This is a genomic window from Kocuria cellulosilytica, from assembly GCF_040981245.1.
GTDB lineage: Bacteria > Actinomycetota > Actinomycetes > Actinomycetales > Micrococcaceae > Kocuria > Kocuria cellulosilytica.
The window spans coordinates 1-16,049 of sequence record NZ_JAVFWZ010000002.1; the positions used below are offsets into that span (position 1 = coordinate 1).

Annotated in this window: 10 protein-coding genes; all 10 read right to left on the bottom strand. The window is 73.1% G+C overall.

Annotation, left to right across the window (positions count from 1 at the left end):
- Nucleotides 1-220: 220 nt before the first annotated feature.
- The 10 genes from RCG67_RS02510 to RCG67_RS02555 all read right to left on the bottom strand — a co-directional run bounded on the left by RCG67_RS02510 (nucleotide 221) and on the right by RCG67_RS02555 (nucleotide 15,940).
- Nucleotides 221-898: a LysE family translocator gene (locus tag RCG67_RS02510; protein WP_368824718.1), complete on the bottom strand. Its 678-nt coding sequence runs from the start codon at nucleotides 896-898 to the stop codon at nucleotides 221-223.
- 19 nt (nucleotides 899-917) lie between these two features.
- Entirely contained in the window at nucleotides 918-1,943 is a 1,026-nt protein-coding gene (locus tag RCG67_RS02515) for an aldo/keto reductase (RefSeq protein ID WP_368825122.1), read from the bottom strand.
- 108 nt (nucleotides 1,944-2,051) lie between these two features.
- Complete coding sequence (gene treZ / locus RCG67_RS02520; protein WP_368824719.1) at nucleotides 2,052-3,914, bottom strand: malto-oligosyltrehalose trehalohydrolase; 1,863 nt, start codon at nucleotides 3,912-3,914, stop codon at nucleotides 2,052-2,054.
- A 6-nt stretch (nucleotides 3,915-3,920) separates the two neighbouring features.
- Entirely contained in the window at nucleotides 3,921-6,278 is a 2,358-nt protein-coding gene (gene treY / locus RCG67_RS02525) for a malto-oligosyltrehalose synthase (RefSeq protein ID WP_368824720.1), read from the bottom strand.
- An 84-nt stretch (nucleotides 6,279-6,362) separates the two neighbouring features.
- Complete coding sequence (glgX, locus tag RCG67_RS02530) at nucleotides 6,363-8,549, bottom strand: glycogen debranching protein GlgX (protein WP_368824721.1); 2,187 nt, start codon at nucleotides 8,547-8,549, stop codon at nucleotides 6,363-6,365.
- A gap of 73 nt (nucleotides 8,550-8,622) precedes the next feature.
- The gene (locus RCG67_RS02535; protein ID WP_368824722.1) at nucleotides 8,623-10,251 is read right to left on the bottom strand and encodes an NAD(P)H-hydrate epimerase; all 1,629 of its coding nucleotides are present in this window, start codon (nucleotides 10,249-10,251) and stop codon (nucleotides 8,623-8,625) included.
- Nucleotides 10,248-10,619, bottom strand: a complete 372-nt coding sequence (locus RCG67_RS02540) for a holo-ACP synthase (protein ID WP_368824723.1) — start codon at nucleotides 10,617-10,619, stop codon at nucleotides 10,248-10,250. The genes RCG67_RS02535 and RCG67_RS02540 overlap by 4 nt, the downstream gene beginning before the upstream one ends.
- Nucleotides 10,620-10,707: 88 nt before the next feature.
- Nucleotides 10,708-12,600, bottom strand: coding sequence for a glutamine--fructose-6-phosphate transaminase (isomerizing) (gene glmS / locus RCG67_RS02545; RefSeq protein WP_368824724.1), 1,893 nt, complete (start codon nucleotides 12,598-12,600; stop codon nucleotides 10,708-10,710).
- Between the two features lie 125 nt (nucleotides 12,601-12,725).
- Nucleotides 12,726-13,871: a mannitol-1-phosphate 5-dehydrogenase gene (locus RCG67_RS02550; RefSeq protein WP_368824725.1), complete on the bottom strand. Its 1,146-nt coding sequence runs from the start codon at nucleotides 13,869-13,871 to the stop codon at nucleotides 12,726-12,728.
- Nucleotides 13,871-15,940 (bottom strand): PTS mannitol transporter subunit IICBA, encoded by a 2,070-nt coding sequence (locus tag RCG67_RS02555; protein ID WP_368824726.1) that lies wholly within the window; start codon nucleotides 15,938-15,940, stop codon nucleotides 13,871-13,873. Before RCG67_RS02555 ends, RCG67_RS02550 begins: the two co-directional genes overlap by 1 nt.
- Between the last annotated feature and the right edge of the window lie 109 nt (nucleotides 15,941-16,049).

A 16,049-nucleotide genomic window follows, 5' to 3' on the forward strand; every position in this document is an offset into this window, starting at 1 on the left:
TCAGCGAGGAGGCGCAGTTGCCGACACCGGCGACGGCCACGCGAATGGGATGGTGGGACACGGGACTCCTTTGTCTGGTCGTCTGGGCTCCGTCCCCGGCACGGGCCGGGCGGACACCCGCACGGGCTCCCGGCACGTCGCCGGGCAGGACCCAGCGGTCCAGTCTAGTGCCCGCCGGAGGCCGGGACGGCCGGGCGGCGGGACGGGCCCGCCGCCGGGCTCACACCGCGCTGAGGAGCAGGCCGAGGGCGAGCACCAGGAACAGCACGCCGGCGGCGAGCTCCACGGCGGCGCCGTGCCGCCGGAAGCCCGCGGCCAGCCGCTGGACCGAGCCGACCCACGCGACCGCGGTGAACCACGCGAGGCCCACCGCCACGAGCAGCGCGAAGACCAGTGCCGTCTCCCACCACAGCGCGCCCGCCGGGACCACGTTGGCGAACAGCGCCACGAAGAAGATGATGGCCTTCGCGTTCGAGAGGTTCGTGACGAGACCGAGCACGAAGCCCCGCCCCGGGGTGACGGTGCGGCCCGGCGGCGCCTGCGGCTCCTCCGGGACCGTCCCGGGTCCGCCGGACCCAGCGCTCGGCACGCGCTCGGGAAGGGTCCGCGCGGCGAGCCCCGCCCGGATCCCGCTCACGCCCAGCCAGCCGAGGAACAGCGCCCCGGCGACCTGGATGATCCGCTGGACGGTGTCCGCCTGGCCGATCAGGACGGTCACCCCGGTGAGGGAGAGCGTGATCCACACGAGGTTGCCGGTCATCACCCCCACGGCGGTGAGCACCCCGGCCGCCCGGGAGCCCAGCGAGGCGTTGCGCAGGATGACCAGGACGTCCGGGCCGGGGGCCACGATCCCGGCGATCCACAGCCCGAGGAGGGCGAGGTACTGCGAGGCCTCCACGGCTACCGCGCCCTGCCGCTCACGCGGTCTTGGAGTCGCGGGCGCCCGCCCAGATGTTGATGTCGGAGTCCGTGGCCAGCCGGTCGATGGCCTCCAGCTCCTCCGGCGTGAACGAGAGCCGGTGCACGGCGCCCACGCTGTCCTCGAGCTGCTGCGGCGAGGAGGCCCCCACGAGCGCGGTGCTGACCTGGCCGTCCGCCTGCTCCCGCAGCACCCACGCGATCGCCATCTGGGCCAGGCTCTGCCCGCGCGCCTCGGCGATCTCGTGCAGGCCCCGGACCTTCTCGAGGGTCGTGCCGGTCAGCCACTCCGGGTCCAGGGACTTCTCCGCCGCGGCCCGGGAGCCCTCCGGGATGCCCTGGAGGTACCGGTCCGTGAGCATGCCCTGGGCGAGGGGGGAGAACACGATCGAGCCCATCCCCGTCTCCGTCAGGGCGCCCAGCAGGGAGGTCCCCGACGGGCCGGGCGACTCGATCCACCGGTTGAGCATCGAGTAGGACGGCTGGTGGATGAGCAGCGGCGTCCCGAGCTCCCGCATGATCTGCTGGGCGCGCAGGGTCAGCTCGGCGTTGTAGGAGGAGATCCCCGCGTACAGGGCCCGCCCCGAGCGCACGATGTGGTCGAGGGCCCGCATGGTCTCCTCGAGCGGGGTGTCCGGGTCGGGGCGGTGGTGGTAGAAGATGTCGACGTGGTCCAGGCCCATCCGCTGCAGGGACTGGTCGAGGGAGGACACCAGGTACTTCCGGGAGCCGCCGAAGCCGTACGGGCCCGGGCCCATGGTCCACCCGGCCTTCGAGGAGATGATGAGCTCGTCCCGGTACGGGGCGAGGTCCTGCGCCAGGATCCTGCCGAAGTTCAGCTCCGCGGCGCCGGCCGGCGGGCCGTAGTTGTTGGCGAGGTCGAAGTGGGTGACGCCGAGGTCGAAGGCCCGGCGCAGCGTGGCGCGCTGGGTGCCGAGCGGCTTGTCGTCGCCGAAGTTGTGCCACAGCCCCAGCGAGATGACGGGCAGCTTGAGCCCGGACTCGCCCACGCGGCGGTACGGCATGGTCTCGTAGCGGTCCTCGGCGGGGAGGTAGGGGACATCGGGTCCGTAGGTGCGCACGGTGGCCTTTCGGGGATTCGGGGACGTCGTGGGGTGGGAGGCCGCGGTGGCTCAGTAGCGGACCACGGCGGCGCCGTGGGCGGGCAGCTCGGCGACGCCGCCGTCCGTCAGCGACACGTCCCCGGAGCGGAAGAGCAGCTCCGCGTCCCGGCGGCCGGGGAACGGGACCCGGGCGGGCTCGGCGCCGAAGTTCAGCAGCACCGCGACCCCGTGGCCGGAGCCCGGGGCCGTGGCCCGGCGCAGCACGAACCAGCGGGCGTCCTCGTCGAGGTCGGTGCCGATCGTGTCGAAGCGCGGGTCGGTGAGCTCGGGCACCCGGCGCCGCAGGGCGATGAGCTCGCGGTAGGCGGCCAGCACCCGGGCGTGGTCGTCCCGGCCGGGCTCGTCCCAGTCGAGCTTCGAGTCCGTGAACGTGCTGGGCGCCTGCGGGTCCGGGACCGTGGCCTCGTCCCAGCCCATGGACGCGAACTCCGCCTTGCGGCCCTTCGCCACGGCCTCGCCGAGCTCGCGCTCGGGGTGGGCGGTGAAGAACTGCCACGGGGTGGACGCGCCCCACTCCTCCCCCATGAACAGCATGGGGGTGAACGGCTGGGTGAGCAGCAGGACGGCGCCCAGCACCAGCTGGTCGGGCGTGAGGCTCGCGCTGATCCGGTCCCCCGCGGCGCGGTTGCCGATCTGGTCGTGGTTCTGGATGCACGTGACGAACTGCCACGGGCGCACCCGCTGCTTGTCGACCGGCCGGCCGTGGTGGCGGCCGCGGAACACGGACATGGTGCCGTCGTGGTAGAACGCGTCCCGCATCACCTTGTCGAGGGTCCCGAGGGCGGCGAAGTCGGCGTAGTAGCCCTGCGTCTCCCCGGTCAGCGCCACGTGCGCCGCGTGGTGGAAGTCGTCGAGCCACTGTGCGGTCATGCCGAGGCCGTGGGCCGTGGTGGGCGTGATCATCCGGTGGTCGTTGAGGTCGGACTCCGCGACGGTGAACAGGGGCTTGCCGGTCTCCACGCCCACGCGCTCCACGAGCTCGGCGATCTCCTCGAGGATGTGCACGGCCCGGTGGTCCTGCAGCGCGTGCACGGCGTCGAGGCGGAACCCGTCCACGTGGTAGTCGCGCAGCCACATCTCCACGTTGTCCAGGATGTAGTCCCGGACGCCGTCGGAGCCCCAGCCGTCGAGGTTGATGAGGTCGCCCCACGTGCTGGAGCCGGGCTTGAAGTAGTCGGCGAACAGGGGCAGGTAGTTCCCGGACGGGCCCAGGTGGTTGTAGACCACGTCCTGGATGACGCCGATCCCCTTCTGGTGGCACGCGTCCACGAAGCGCTGGTAGGCCGCGGGCCCGCCGTAGGACTCGTCCACGGTGTACCAGAGGACGCCGTCGTAGCCCCAGTTGTGCTCGCCGTTGAAGCCGTTGACGGGCAGCAGCTCCACGAAGTCCACGCCGAGGTCCACGAGGTGGTCGAGCCGCTCGACCGCGGAGTCGAGGGTGCCCTCCGGGGTGAACGTGCCCACGTGCAGCTCGTAGACCACCGAGCCGGCCAGGGTGCGCCCGGTCCACGCGGTGTCGCCCCACCGGTGCGCGGAGGGCTCGAACGTGCAGGAGAGGTCGTGCACCCCCTGGGGCTGGCGGCGGGAGCGGGGGTCCGGCAGGACCTCGGAGACCTGGGAGCGCTCCTCCGCCGTGCCCTCGTCGAAGGTCTTGCCCAGGAGGTAGCCGTAGCGCACGGTGCCCTCGGGGACGTCCGCGCCGTCGGGCAGGGTCCACCAGCCGTCGCGGCGTGCCGCGGTGCCGGCGGGCGAGTCCTCGGGCAGGTCCGCGGCGGGCAGCATCTCGTGGTCCTCGCCCTCGATCCGCACGGTCACCGCCCTGGCGTGCGGGGCCCAGACGTCGAAGCGGTTGAGGTGGTCGCGGGTGTTCATGGAGGTTCAGGAGTCCTTCCGGCGCAGCAGCGCCACGGGGTAGTCGGCCAGCAGCCGGGACACCGGCACGGTGCCCGTGTGCCGGCGGCGGGTGAGCACGTCCTCGAAGTCGCCCGCGGGCAGCTCGAGGGTCTCGGCGTCGAAGCCGCCGGCGGACGCGAGGCCCAGGGGCAGGCGGGTGGCCACGGTCACGGCGCCGCCGCGGTCGAACGCGAAGACGTGCCCGGCGCGGGGGCCGGACGCGGTGAGCGGGGTGTAGCCGGTGAACAGCTCGGGGTGGTCCCGGCGCAGCCGCAGGGCGCGGCTGGTGACGAGCAGCTTGGCGGCGGCGTCCGGTCCCACGGCCGGGATCCCGTCCGCGGTGCCGCCCACGGGGACGTCGAGGCGGGCGAGCTTGGCGGCCCGCTCCCGGAAGTCGACGGGACGGCGGTTGTCGGGGTCCACGAGGGACTCGGCCCACAGCTCGGACCCCTGGTAGACGTCCGGGACGCCGGGCATCGTCAGCTGCACGAGCTTGGCGGCGAGCCCGTTCGCCCAGCCGGCCGGGGTGACGTGCTGGGCGAAGCCCTCGACCACGGCCCGCATCTGCGGGTCGTGGAAGACCAGCTCGACGAACCGGGTGAGCCGCTCCTCGAAGCCGGCGTCCCCGTCGACCCACGCGGTGGAGCTGCCGGCCTCGCGGGCGGCCTTGAGCGCGTAGTCCAGCACCCGCTCCTGCGAGACGGGCCAGGCGCCCACCACGGCCTGGAGCACGAGGTTCACGAGCGGGCCGTCGCCCACCAGGGCCCCCGCCTCCCCGGCGAGCCTCTTGACGGTGCCGACCACGCCGGCCCACTGCTCCCCGGACTCGGCGAGCACGGTGATCCGCGCCCGCACCGCCTCGGAGCGCTTGGTGTCGTGCGTGGACAGCGCCGTCATGGCCAGGGGCTCCTCGGCCGCGCGCCGGGCGAGCTCGGCGTGGGCCTCCTCGGGCGTCAGCGCGAAGTGCGACGGGTCGCCGCCCACCTCGGTCAGGGACGTCAGCCGGGTGAAGCGGTAGAACGCGGTGTCCTCGACGCCCTTGGCCATCACCATCCCGGAGGTCTGCTGGAAGCGGCGGGCGAGCTCCCCGAGCTCGGCCTCGTCCGTCGCGTCGACCCCGAGCAGCCCGCCCAGGGTCCCGATCGCGTCCGAGAGGTCCGGGCGCTGCTCCCGGGCCGCCTCGAGGGCCGTCCGCAGGTGCTCGGCGCCCTCGGGCAGGTAGCTGCGGTAGACGGGGAAGTTCGCGAGGATCTCCGCCAGCGCGTCCTCGGCCGCGGTCCGCCCGAGGCCGGCGTCCTCGGGCACGAGGCGAGCGAGGCGCCGGACCTCGGCCAGCAGCGCGCCGTCGGCCATGGCGCGCTTGGTGCCGTGGATCATCTCGTCCCAGTGCACGGGCTCGCCGTCCCGCAGCCGGGCGTCCAGGCTCGTGAGGGCGTACTCCCCGGCCGGGTCGGTCAGCAGCCGGTCGATCGTGCCCAGGGCGTCGTAGCCGGTGGTGCCCGCGGTGGCCCAGTCGCGGGGCAGCCGCTCACCGGGCTCGAGGATCTTCTCGACGACGACGTAGGCGCCGCCGGTGAGCTCCTGCAGCCGCTCGAGGTACTGCCGCGGGTCCCGCAGCCCGTCGGGGTGGTCGATGCGCAGCCCGTCGACGAGGCCCTCGTCGATCCACCGCTTGATCTCGGCGTGCGACTCGGCGAAGACCTCCGGGTCCTCGACGCGCACGCCCGCGAGCGTGGCGACGGTGAAGAACCGGCGGTAGTTGAGCTCGGCGTCGCCGCGGCGCCAGTGCACCAGCTCGTAGTGCTGCCGGTCGTGGACGTCCCGCGGGTCGTCGCCCTCCGCCCACGTGCCCTCGGCCAGCGGGTAGACGTTGTCGTAGTAGCGCAGCGTGCCGTCCTCGACCCGCAGCTGCGCGAGCTCGTCGTCGCCGTCGCCCAGCACGGGGATCAGCACCCTGCCGCCGCCGGCCGCCCACTCGACGTCGAAGGCCCTGGCGTACGGCGAGTCCTGTCCCTGCGCCAGCAGCGACCACCACCAGGGGTTCTGCTCCGGGGCGGCGACGCCCTGGTGGTTGGGGACGATGTCCACCAGCACCCCCATGCCGCGGGCGTGGGCGGCGTCGGCGAGCGCCTTCAGCCCGGCGGCGCCGCCCCGGACCGGGTCCACCTCGGCGGGGGACGCGACGTCGTAGCCGTGGTCGGAGCCGTCGACGGCCCGCAGGATCGGCGAGAGGTAGACCCAGTCGGCGCCGAGGTCGTGGAGGTAGTCCACGAGCCCCGCCGCGCGGTCGAGCGTCAGGTCGGAGGTGATCTGGAGTCGGTAGGTCGATGTCGGTGTGCGCACGGGTCCAGTCTGTCGGCCCGGCCCCGGAAACGCCAGCAGGCTGTCGACCCGTGTCCGGGTCGACAGCCTGCCGGGGCCGTCAGGTCACTGGTCCTGCGGCGCCTTCGCGTACGCGGCCACGGAGGCGGCGACGGAGGCGTCGGGCTCCTCCTCGGGGGCCTCGTAGGCGCGGAGCACGACCATGGACTTGCCCTCGAGGACGATCGAGGAGCGGGCCTTGCGGACCTGTCCGTCGGCGTACTTGCCCGCGGTGTCGATGACCTCCTCCCACAGCCGGCCGTAGCGCACCGGCGGGAGCTTGCACTTCACGGCCTCCGGGTTGGAGTTGAAGTACACGATGAAGTTCACGTCTGTGATGGGCCGTCCGCGCATGTCCACGCCGGCGATGCCGTTGCCGTTGAGCCACATCCCGAAGGACCGGGACAGCGGCTCGTCCCAGTCGGCGGGCTTGAGCGGCGCGCCGTCCGTGGTCAGCCACGCGATGTCGGGCATCGGGCGGCCGGTGTCGTCCGCGTCCATCTCGACGGGCCGGCCGTCGAAGAACTCGGAGCGCCGGAACGACGGGTGGTCGTGGCGCAGGTGGGTCACGGCGGCCACGAACTCGGTGAGCGGGCCGTCCATGGTGTCCCAGTTGATCCACGACAGCTCGTTGTCCTGGCAGTACGTGTTGTTGTTGCCGTCCTGCGTGCGCCCCAGCTCGTCGCCGTGCAGCACCATGGGCGTGCCCTGGGACAGCAGCAGCGTCGCGAGGTAGTTGCGCTGCTGGCGGGAGCGCAGGGCGAGCACCTCGGGGTCGTCGGTGGGGCCCTCCACGCCGCAGTTCCAGGAGCGGTTGTGGGACTCGCCGTCGTTGTTGCCCTCGCCGTTGGCCTCGTTGTGCTTCTCGTTGTAGGAGACGAGGTCCCGCAGCGTGAAGCCGTCGTGGGCGGTGACGAAGTTGATCGAGGCGAACGGGCGGCGCCCGCTGTGCTCGTAGAGGTCCGCCGAGCCCGTGATCCGGGAGGCGAACTCGCCGAGGGTCGCGGGCTCCCCGCGCCAGAAGTCGCGCACCGTGTCCCGGTACTTCCCGTTCCATTCCGTCCACTGGGGCGGGAAGTTGCCGACCTGGTAGCCGCCGGGGCCCACGTCCCACGGCTCGGCGATGAGCTTCACCTGGGAGACGACCGGGTCCTGCTGGACGAGCTCGAAGAACGTGGCCAGCTTGTCCACGTCGTAGAACTCGCGGGCCAGGGCGGAGGCGAGGTCGAAGCGGAAGCCGTCCACGTGCATCTCGGTCACCCAGTAGCGCAGGGAGTCCATGATGAGCTGCAGGGAGTGCGGGTGGCGGACGTTGAGGGTGTTGCCGGTGCCCGTGTAGTCCATGTAGTACTTCTGGTCGCCCTCCACCGTCCGGTAGTAGGCCTGGTTGTCGATGCCCTTCATGGACAGGGTGGGGCCCATGTGGTTGCCCTCGGCCGTGTGGTTGTACACCACGTCGAGGATGACCTCGATGTCGGCCTGGTGCAGGGCGCGCACCATGGCCTTGAACTCCTGGACCTGGCCGCCGAGGTCGTTGGTGGAGTGGTACTCGTTGTGGGGGGCGAAGAAGCCGATGGTGTTGTAGCCCCAGTAGTTGCGCAGTCCCTGCTCGAGCAGGGTGCTGTCCTGCACGAACTGGTGCACGGGCATGAGCTCGATGGCGGTGACGCCGAGCTTCTGCAGGTGGGCGATCACCGAGGGGTGGGCCACGCCGGCGTAGGTGCCGCGCTGCTCCTCCGGGACGTCGGGGTGCTGCTGGGTGAGGCCCTTGACGTGGGCCTCGTAGATCACCGACTTGTGGTACGGCGTGCGCGGGGTGCGGTCGCCCTCCCAGTTGAAGAACGGGTTGATCACCACGCCCATCATCATGTGGGGGGCGGAGTCCTCGTCGTTGAACGAGTCCTCGTCGCCGAAGTCGTACGAGAACAGCGCCTGGTCCCAGTCGATCTGGCCGGAGACGGCCTTGGCGTAGGGGTCGAGCAGCAGCTTGGCCGCGTTGAAGCGCTGGCCCTCGGCGGGGTTCCACGGTCCGTGCACCCGGTAGCCGTAGCGCTGTCCGGGCTGGACGGTCGGGAGGTAGCAGTGCCAGACGTAGCTGTCCTGGGCCGTGATCTCGATGCGGGTCTCCGTGCCGTCCTCCTCGAACAAGCACAGCTCGACCTTCTCGGCGGCCTCGCTGAAGAGGGCGAAGTTCGTGCCGGTCCCGTCGAACGTGGCGCCGAGGGGATAGGGCTGACCTGGCCAGACTTCCATAGGGGATCTCCTGTCGTACCGCCGGGCAGGGGTCACCGTCAGCGGGCTGGGTATGGGGCAAGTGGGTACAACCTTAGCGGGGCCGGGAGCCGCCCGGGTCCCGCGGACGGTCCGCCGGGGGCGGGACCCGCCCTCCGGGGCCCAGGCGCAGGACCGTGCGCACGTTCGCGGACAGCGCCGTGGGCGGCACGGGGCCGAGGCCCTCCAGCCGGGACGCGCGGCCGTGCACGGCGACCGCGAGGGCGGCGGCCACGGGCAGCCGCGCGTCCCCCCGCGCCCACTCCCCCGCGGCGGCGAAGGCGTCCGGGTCCTCCGCGCAGCCGGCGAGCGCCGCGCCCATGATGCCCGCGAGGGTGTCCCCGCTGCCGGCGGTCGCCAGCCACGGGCTGCCGTCGGCCTGGGAGAGCAGCGTCCCGTCCGGGGCCGCGACGAGGGTGGTGGCGCCCTTGAGGACGACGACGGCGCCGGTCGCCTCCGCGGCCGCGCGCGCCCACCGGGCGGGCTCGGCCTCGATCGCCGCCCGGTCCGGGGCGTGCCCGCCGCCGCCCAGGGCGGCGAGCCAGGCGAGCACCTGCTCGAGCTCCCCGGCGTGCGGGGTCAGGACCTTCCCGGGGCCGAGGATCCCGTCGGCGGCGGCCCGGGCCGCCGCGTCGAGCGCGCCGGCGTCGACGACCGCCGGCAGCCCGCCCGCGAGCACGGCGCCGATCCGCGACTCCTGGGCGGCGTCGCCCACGGCGCCGGGGCCGACGACCCACGCCTGGACGTGGACGTCGTCGGGGTGGTCCTCGGAGGCCACGACCTCGGGACTGGTGAGGGTCACGAGGGAGCGGATGGCGGCGTCGCCGAGGTGGCGGACCATGCCGGCGCCGGCGTCCACGGCGGCGCGCGTGCACATCAGCGCCGCCCCGGGATAGGTCGGGGAGCCGGCGACGACGCCCACCACCCCCCGGGAGTACTTGTGGGAGGCGGCTCCCGGCCGCGGCCACAGGGCCGCGACGTCGTCGGGCTCGAGGCGGCGCAGGGCGGGGGCGGGCAGGGCGCCCTCGATCCCGAGGGGCACGGTCCGCACCTGCCCGCACCAGCGGTCCCCGGGAGGCAGGAACAGCCCGGCCTTGGCCCCGGCGAACGTCACCGTGAGGTCCGCGGGCAGGACCGGCCCGGCCACCGCGCCCGTGTCGGCGGAGACGCCCGAGGGGACGTCGCACGCCACGACCGCCGGTCCCCCGTCCCCGGGCCACCGCTCCAGCACCGTGCGGACGAGCTCCGCCGCCGGCCCGCGCAGCCCGCCCCGGGCGCCGGTGCCCAGCACGGCGTCGAGCACGAGGTCGGCGCCGAGCACCTGCTCGGCCGCCGGCCCGAGGGCGGGGCCGCCGTCCCCGGCGCGCAGCACCCGGCCCCCCGCGGCCGCCAGGGCCGCGGCGCCCTCGGGGTGCAGCCGGTCGCCGACCGCCACGGCGAGCACGGAGGCGCCGCGGCGGGCGAGCTCCGCCCCGGCCCACAGCCCGTCCCCGCCGTTGTTGCCGGTCCCGGCGAGCACGACCACGCGGGCCCCGGCGACCCGTCCCCGGCACCCGCGCAGATGCTGGGCGCAGGCCAGGGCCAGGCCGTGGGCGGCCCGCCGCATCAGGGCGGGGCCCTGCCCCCGGTCGAGGAAGGGCGTCTCGGCCGCCCGCACCTGCTCCCCGGTCCACGCCGCGATCACGCCGGGCCCCCGTCCCCGGCGCGCTCGGCGATGACCATGGCCATCGCGATCCCGCCGTCGTGCGTCATGGTAAGGTGCCACCGGTCGATGCCCTGCCGGCGGGCCTCCTCGGCCACCGTCCCCTCGGTGCACAGCACCGGGGCGCCGGAGGGGTCCTTCTCGATCCAGCAGTGCTGCCAGATCATGCCGGGCGGGGCCTTGAGCGCCTTGGCCGCCGCCTCCTTGGCCGCGAAGCGCGCCGCGAGCGACCGGACGTGCAGGTCCCGCTCGAGCGGGGTGAACAGCCGGGCCACGAGGCCGGGGGTGCGGGCGATCTGCTCCTCGAAGCGGGCGATGTCCACCACGTCGATGCCGGTGCCGATGATCATGGTCCCAGCCTAACGACCGCCGGCCCGACGCCCGGGAGGATCCGGGGCGGCGGGCCGGCGGCGGAGCGGTCCGCTCGAGGGCCGCGGACTACTCGACGGTCACGGACTTCGCGAGGTTGCGGGGCTGGTCCACGTCGTAGCCCTTGGCCGAGGCCAGCTCGCACGCGAAGATCTGCAGCGGGACGGTGGTCAGCAGCGGCTGGAGCAGCACCGGGGACTGCGGCACGCGGAAGATGTGGTTGGCGTAGTCGGCGACGGCCTCGTCCCCCTCCTCCGCGATGACGATCGTCACGGCCCCGCGGGCGCGGATCTCCTGGATGTTGGAGACGACCTTCGCGTGCAGGGAGTCCCGCCCGCGCGGCGAGGGGACGATGACGAACACGGGCTGCCCCTCCTCGATGAGGGCGATCGGCCCGTGCTTGAGCTCGCCGGCGGCGAAGCCCTCGGCGTGGATGTACGCGATCTCCTTGAGCTTGAGCGCTCCCTCGAGGGCGACCGGGAAGCCGACGTGGCGGCCCAGGAAGAGCACCGACGCGGCGTCCTTCATCGACTGGGCGAGCGCCTTGACCCCGGCCTGGGCGTCGATGACCTGCTGGATCTTGGCCGGCATGGCCTCGAGCTCGGCGAGGATCTGCCCGATCTCGTCCTTGTACTTGTTGCCGCGCAGCTGGGCCAGGTACAGGCCCAGGAGGTAGGCGGCGGTGATCTGGGCCAGGAACGCCTTGGTCGAGGCCACCGCGATCTCGGGGCCGGCGTGCGTGTAGAGCGCGGCGTCGGCCTCGCGCGGGATCGTGGAGCCGTTGGTGTTGCAGATCGCCACGACCTTGGCCCCCTGCTCCTGGGCGTGCCGGACCGCCATGAGGGTGTCCATGGTCTCGCCGGACTGGGAGAGGGCGACCACCAGGGTCCGCTCGTTGACGATCGGGTCCCGGTAGCGGAACTCGTGCGCGAGCTCGACCTCGGTGGGGATCCGGCACCAGTGCTCGATCGCGTAGCGGGCGACCTGCCCCGCGTAGGCGGCGGTCCCGCAGGCGACGACGACGATCTTGTCCACGGCGCGGAGCACCGCCTCGTCGATCTTCAGCTCGTCGAGGACCAGGTTGCCGTCGGGGTCGGTGCGGCCCATGAGCGTCTGCTCCACGGCGGAGGGCTGCTCGTTGATCTCCTTCTCCATGAAGGACGGGAAGCCGCCCTTCTCGGCGGCGGCCGCGTCCCACAGCACCCGGAACGGCTTGCCGTCGGCGCGGTTGCCGTGGAAGTCGGTGATCTCGTAGTCGTCGGCCGTGATGGACACGACCTGGTCCTGGCCCAGCTCCACGGCATCGCGCGTGTAGTCGATGAACCCGGAGACGTCGGAGCCGAGGAAGTTCTCGCCCTCGCCCAGCCCGAGCACCAGCGGGGAGTTGCGCCGGGCCGCGACGACGCGCCCGGGGTGGTCGACGTGCACGGCCAGGAGCGTGAACGCCCCCTCCAGCCGGCGGCACGCGACCTGCATGGCGGCGGTGAGGTCCTGATCGCCGAGGTCGTTGTAGGTGTCGGCCAGGAGCACGGCCGCGACCTCGGTGTCGGTCTCCGAGACGAACCCGTGGCCCTTCTCGACCAGCTCGCGCTTGATCTCGGCGAAGTTCTCGATGATGCCGTTGTGGATCACGGCGAGCCGGCCGCCGTCCACGACGTGCGGGTGGGCGTTGACGTCCGAGGGCCCGCCGTGGGTGGCCCAGCGGGTGTGCCCGATGCCGGTCGTGGCGCGGGGCAGCGGGCTGTCCAGCAGCTCCTGCTCGAGGTTCAGCAGCTTGCCGGCCTTCTTGCGGAAGCCGACGGTCCCGTCCGAGACCACGGCCACGCCCGCGGAGTCGTAGCCGCGGTACTCGAGGCGCCGCAGGCCCTCCACGAGCACGTCCAGGGCGTCGTGCCCGGAGCCGGTGCCGCGCTCGTCCGTCCGCTGGGAGGAGGGGCCCACATATCCAACAATTCCACACATGCGCTTCACAGTACCGCATGGATTCCGCCCGGCCGGGCGTGCGGGACCGGGCGGGCCGCGCCGTGTTCCCGCCTCTTCTGGGGACAGGGTGCGCCCCGCCCACGGGGGTGGGCGGCACCCCCGCGTCAGCCCCTCCGCTCCCGGACCGCGTCGGCCACCAGGTCCTCGAGCGGCGGGAAGAGCGGGTGCCCGGGGTCCAGCCCCGTGATCTCCCGGACGGCGTCGGCAGGGGCCAGCGTGCCGAGGATCTCGCCGAGCCGGACGGCCTCCGGGTCGTCGGCCGGGTCGAAGCGCAGGGCGGCCGCCATGGCCGCGCGCAGCCCGTCGGTGCCCAGCCCGCGTTCGGCCAGCTCGGCGGCCGGGCCCACGAAGCGCTCGTGCCGGCCGAGCTTGCGCAGCGGGGCGCGGCCCACCCGCTCGACGGTGTCCGGGAGGTGCTCGTTGGCGAAGCGGTCGAGGATCTTCGCGACGTACCGTGCGTGCTCCTGCTCGTCGAACCCGTGCTTGGCGACGAGCAGCGCCTGCGTCTCCGCGAGCGCGGCGGCGACCCGCTCCCGGATCCCGGGGTCGGCGATCGCCTCCGCGATGCGGTGCCGGCCGGCGCGGTAGCCGAAGTACGCGCACGCGGCGTGGCCGGTGTTGACGGTGAACAGCTTGCGCTCGATGTAGGGCACGAGGTCGTCGACGTACGTCGCCCCCTCGATGACCGGCTCCCGTCCCGCGAACGGGGTGCGGTCGATGACCCACTCGTGGAACTGCTCCACCACCACGTCGAGCCCGCCGCCGTCCTGCTGGGGCACGATCCGGTCCACGGCGGTGTTCGCGAACACCGCCCGCCGGTCGAGGTCTCCGCCGTCGTACTCGGCGCGGACGGCCTCGGCGAGCAGGTCCGTGGCGGACAGGGCGTTCTCGCACGCCATGACCGCCACGGGCGCGGCGCCGTCCGGGCGCGCGGCGATGCCGCGCGCCACGAGGGGCGCCACGAACCTCAGGATGTGCGCGCCCACCGCGGTGGTGACCACGTCCGCCGTGGCGATCTCCGCGACCACGGCCTCCGGGTCGTCCGCCGAGTTGACCGCCCGGTACCCCTCGACGACCGTGTCGCGGGAGCCGGCGCCGACCTCGTGCACCGTGTAGCCGGGGGTCGACGCCAGCGCGTCGATCAGGGGGGCCGCCACGTCGGCGAACACGACCTCGTAGCCCGAGCGGTGCATGAGCAGGCCGACGAAGCCCCGGCCGATGTTGCCGGCCCCGAAGTGCACGCACTTCATCAGTCGTTCACCTTCCCCAGCAGGTCGAGCACTTCGTCGGAGGTCCTCGCCTCGTCGAGCTGCCGCACCTTCTCCTTGTTGCCGAAGATCTTCGCGACCCGGGACAGGATCGCGAGGTGCTCGTTGTCCTTGCCGGCGATGCCGATCACCCAGGTGACGGGCTTGCCGTTCCAGTCCAGGCCCGCGGGGTACTTCACGACGGACAGGGCCGAGGCGCGGATGCTGTCCTTCGCCTGGTTGGTGCCGTGCGGGATGGCGAGGCCGTTGCCCATGAACGTGGACACCGACTCCTCGCGCTCGTGCATGGAGGTCACGTACTCGTCGGTCACGGCGCCGGCGGCCACGAGCAGGCCGCCGGCCTCGTCGATGGCCTGCCCGGCGTTCTGCGCGCCGCCGTCCATCACGATCCGGTCCTTGGTGAGGATGGGGGTCCCGGACGCCCCGGCGTCCTGGTCCGGCTCCGCCACGGCGTCACCGCCGGCGGGCTCGCTCCCGGCGGCGGCCGGCGCCGCCGCGCCGCCCGCTCCCGCCGGGACGGCGGCGCCGTTGCGCTGCTGCACGGCCTCGACGATCTCGTCGTAGCGGGGGCTGCCCATGAAGTTGTCGACGGTCACCACCGAGGCGCTGGGCACCTTGGGCCGGGCGCGGGTGGCCAGGTCCTGGTGGGTGACCACGATGTCGAAGTCGTCGGTGAGGTTGGCGATCGCCGCGTTGGTGACCTTGACGTCGCCGAAGCCGGCCGCCTTGACCTTGTTCCGCAGCACCGAGGCGCCCATCGCGGAGGAGCCCATGCCGGCGTCGCACGCGAACACGATGCGCTGCACCGGCCCGCCCTCGGCCAGCTCGCGGGCGCTGTCCCCGCCGGTGTCCGCGCCGCCGCTGGTGCCGACCACCGAGGAGGCCACGGAGGACTTCTTGCCCTTCATGGTCTCCATCCGGGAGGTGGCCTCCGTGAGGTCCCCCTCGCCCTTGTCCTTGGAGGCCTTGAGGATGATCGAGGCCACGAAGAAGGACACCGCGGTCGCGGCCGTCACCGCGATCGCCACCCCCACGTAGCTGTCGGTGGTGGCCTGCGCGAAGACGGCGATGATCGAGCCCGGGGCGGCCGGGGCGCGCAGGCCGGCGTCGAACAGGGTCAGGGTGAAGACCCCGGTCATGCCGCCGGCGATCGCCGCCAGGATCAGCGCCGGCTTCATCAGCACGTACGGGAAGTAGATCTCGTGGATCCCGCCCACGAAGTGGATCAGCGCCGCGCCGGGGGCCGAGGCCCGCGCCGCGCCGCGGCCGAAGACCGTGTAGGCCAGCAGGATGCCCAGGCCGGGACCGGGGTTGGCCTCGAGCAGGAAGAGGATGGACTTGCCCTGCTCCAGGGCCTGGGCGGTGCCGAGCGGGGTGAGGATGCCGTGGTTGATCGCGTTGTTCAGGAACAGGACCTTCGCGGGCTCGATCAGGATCGAGGTCAGCGGCAGCAGCCCGCGGGTCACCAGGAAGTCCACCGCGGCCGCGGCCGCGTTGGAGAAGGCCAGCACGGCGGGGCCCACCAGGAAGAAGCCGAAGATGGCCATGAGCGCGGCCAGGATGCCGGCCGAGAAGTTGTTCACCAGCATCTCGAAGCCGGGCTTGATCTTGCCGTCCCAGATGCTGTCGACCTTCTTCATCAGCCAGGCGGTGAGCGGGCCCATGAGCATCGCGCCGATGAACATGGGGATGTCGGTGCCCACGATCACGCCCATCGTGGCGATCGCCCCGACCACGCCGCCGCGGACGTCGTAGACCATCCGCCCGCCCGTGTAGGCGATGAGCAGCGGCAGCAGGTAGGTGATCATCGGGCCCACCAGGCCCGTGTACGGCTCGCCCTCGGCGTTCTCGCCGAACCCGCCCAGCGGGCCGAACGGGGTGAAGCCCGCCTCGATGAAGAACGCGGTGATCAGCCCCCAGGCGATGAACGCCCCGATGTTGGGCATGATCATCCCCGAGAGGAACGTGCCGAACCGCTGGACGTGCGCGCGGGCGGCCGTCGACCGCCCTCCCGCCGGTGCCGTGGTCCCTGAGGTCGTTGCCGTCGCCATGGTGCTGTCCTGACTCTCGAACGAGGTGGTGCTCCTCCGGCGGAGCGCCCGCACAGCGGTGCCACTGTGAGGCAGATCACAGCCGGTGCCCGGTCGAGACCAAATCTAC

Coding starts and splice junctions, on each gene's coding strand:
- RCG67_RS02550 (WP_368824725.1), bottom strand. CDS start 13,871: ATGAAGTGCGTGCACTTCGGGGCCGGCAACATCGGCCGGGGCTTCGTC.
- glgX (WP_368824721.1), bottom strand. CDS start 8,549: ATGGAAGTCTGGCCAGGTCAGCCCTATCCCCTCGGCGCCACGTTCGAC.
- RCG67_RS02540 (WP_368824723.1), bottom strand. CDS start 10,619: ATGATCATCGGCACCGGCATCGACGTGGTGGACATCGCCCGCTTCGAG.
- RCG67_RS02515 (WP_368825122.1), bottom strand. CDS start 1,943: ATGCCGTACCGCCGCGTGGGCGAGTCCGGGCTCAAGCTGCCCGTCATC.
- RCG67_RS02555 (WP_368824726.1), bottom strand. CDS start 15,940: ATGGCGACGGCAACGACCTCAGGGACCACGGCACCGGCGGGAGGGCGG.
- glmS (WP_368824724.1), bottom strand. CDS start 12,600: ATGTGTGGAATTGTTGGATATGTGGGCCCCTCCTCCCAGCGGACGGAC.
- treZ (WP_368824719.1), bottom strand. CDS start 3,914: ATGAACACCCGCGACCACCTCAACCGCTTCGACGTCTGGGCCCCGCAC.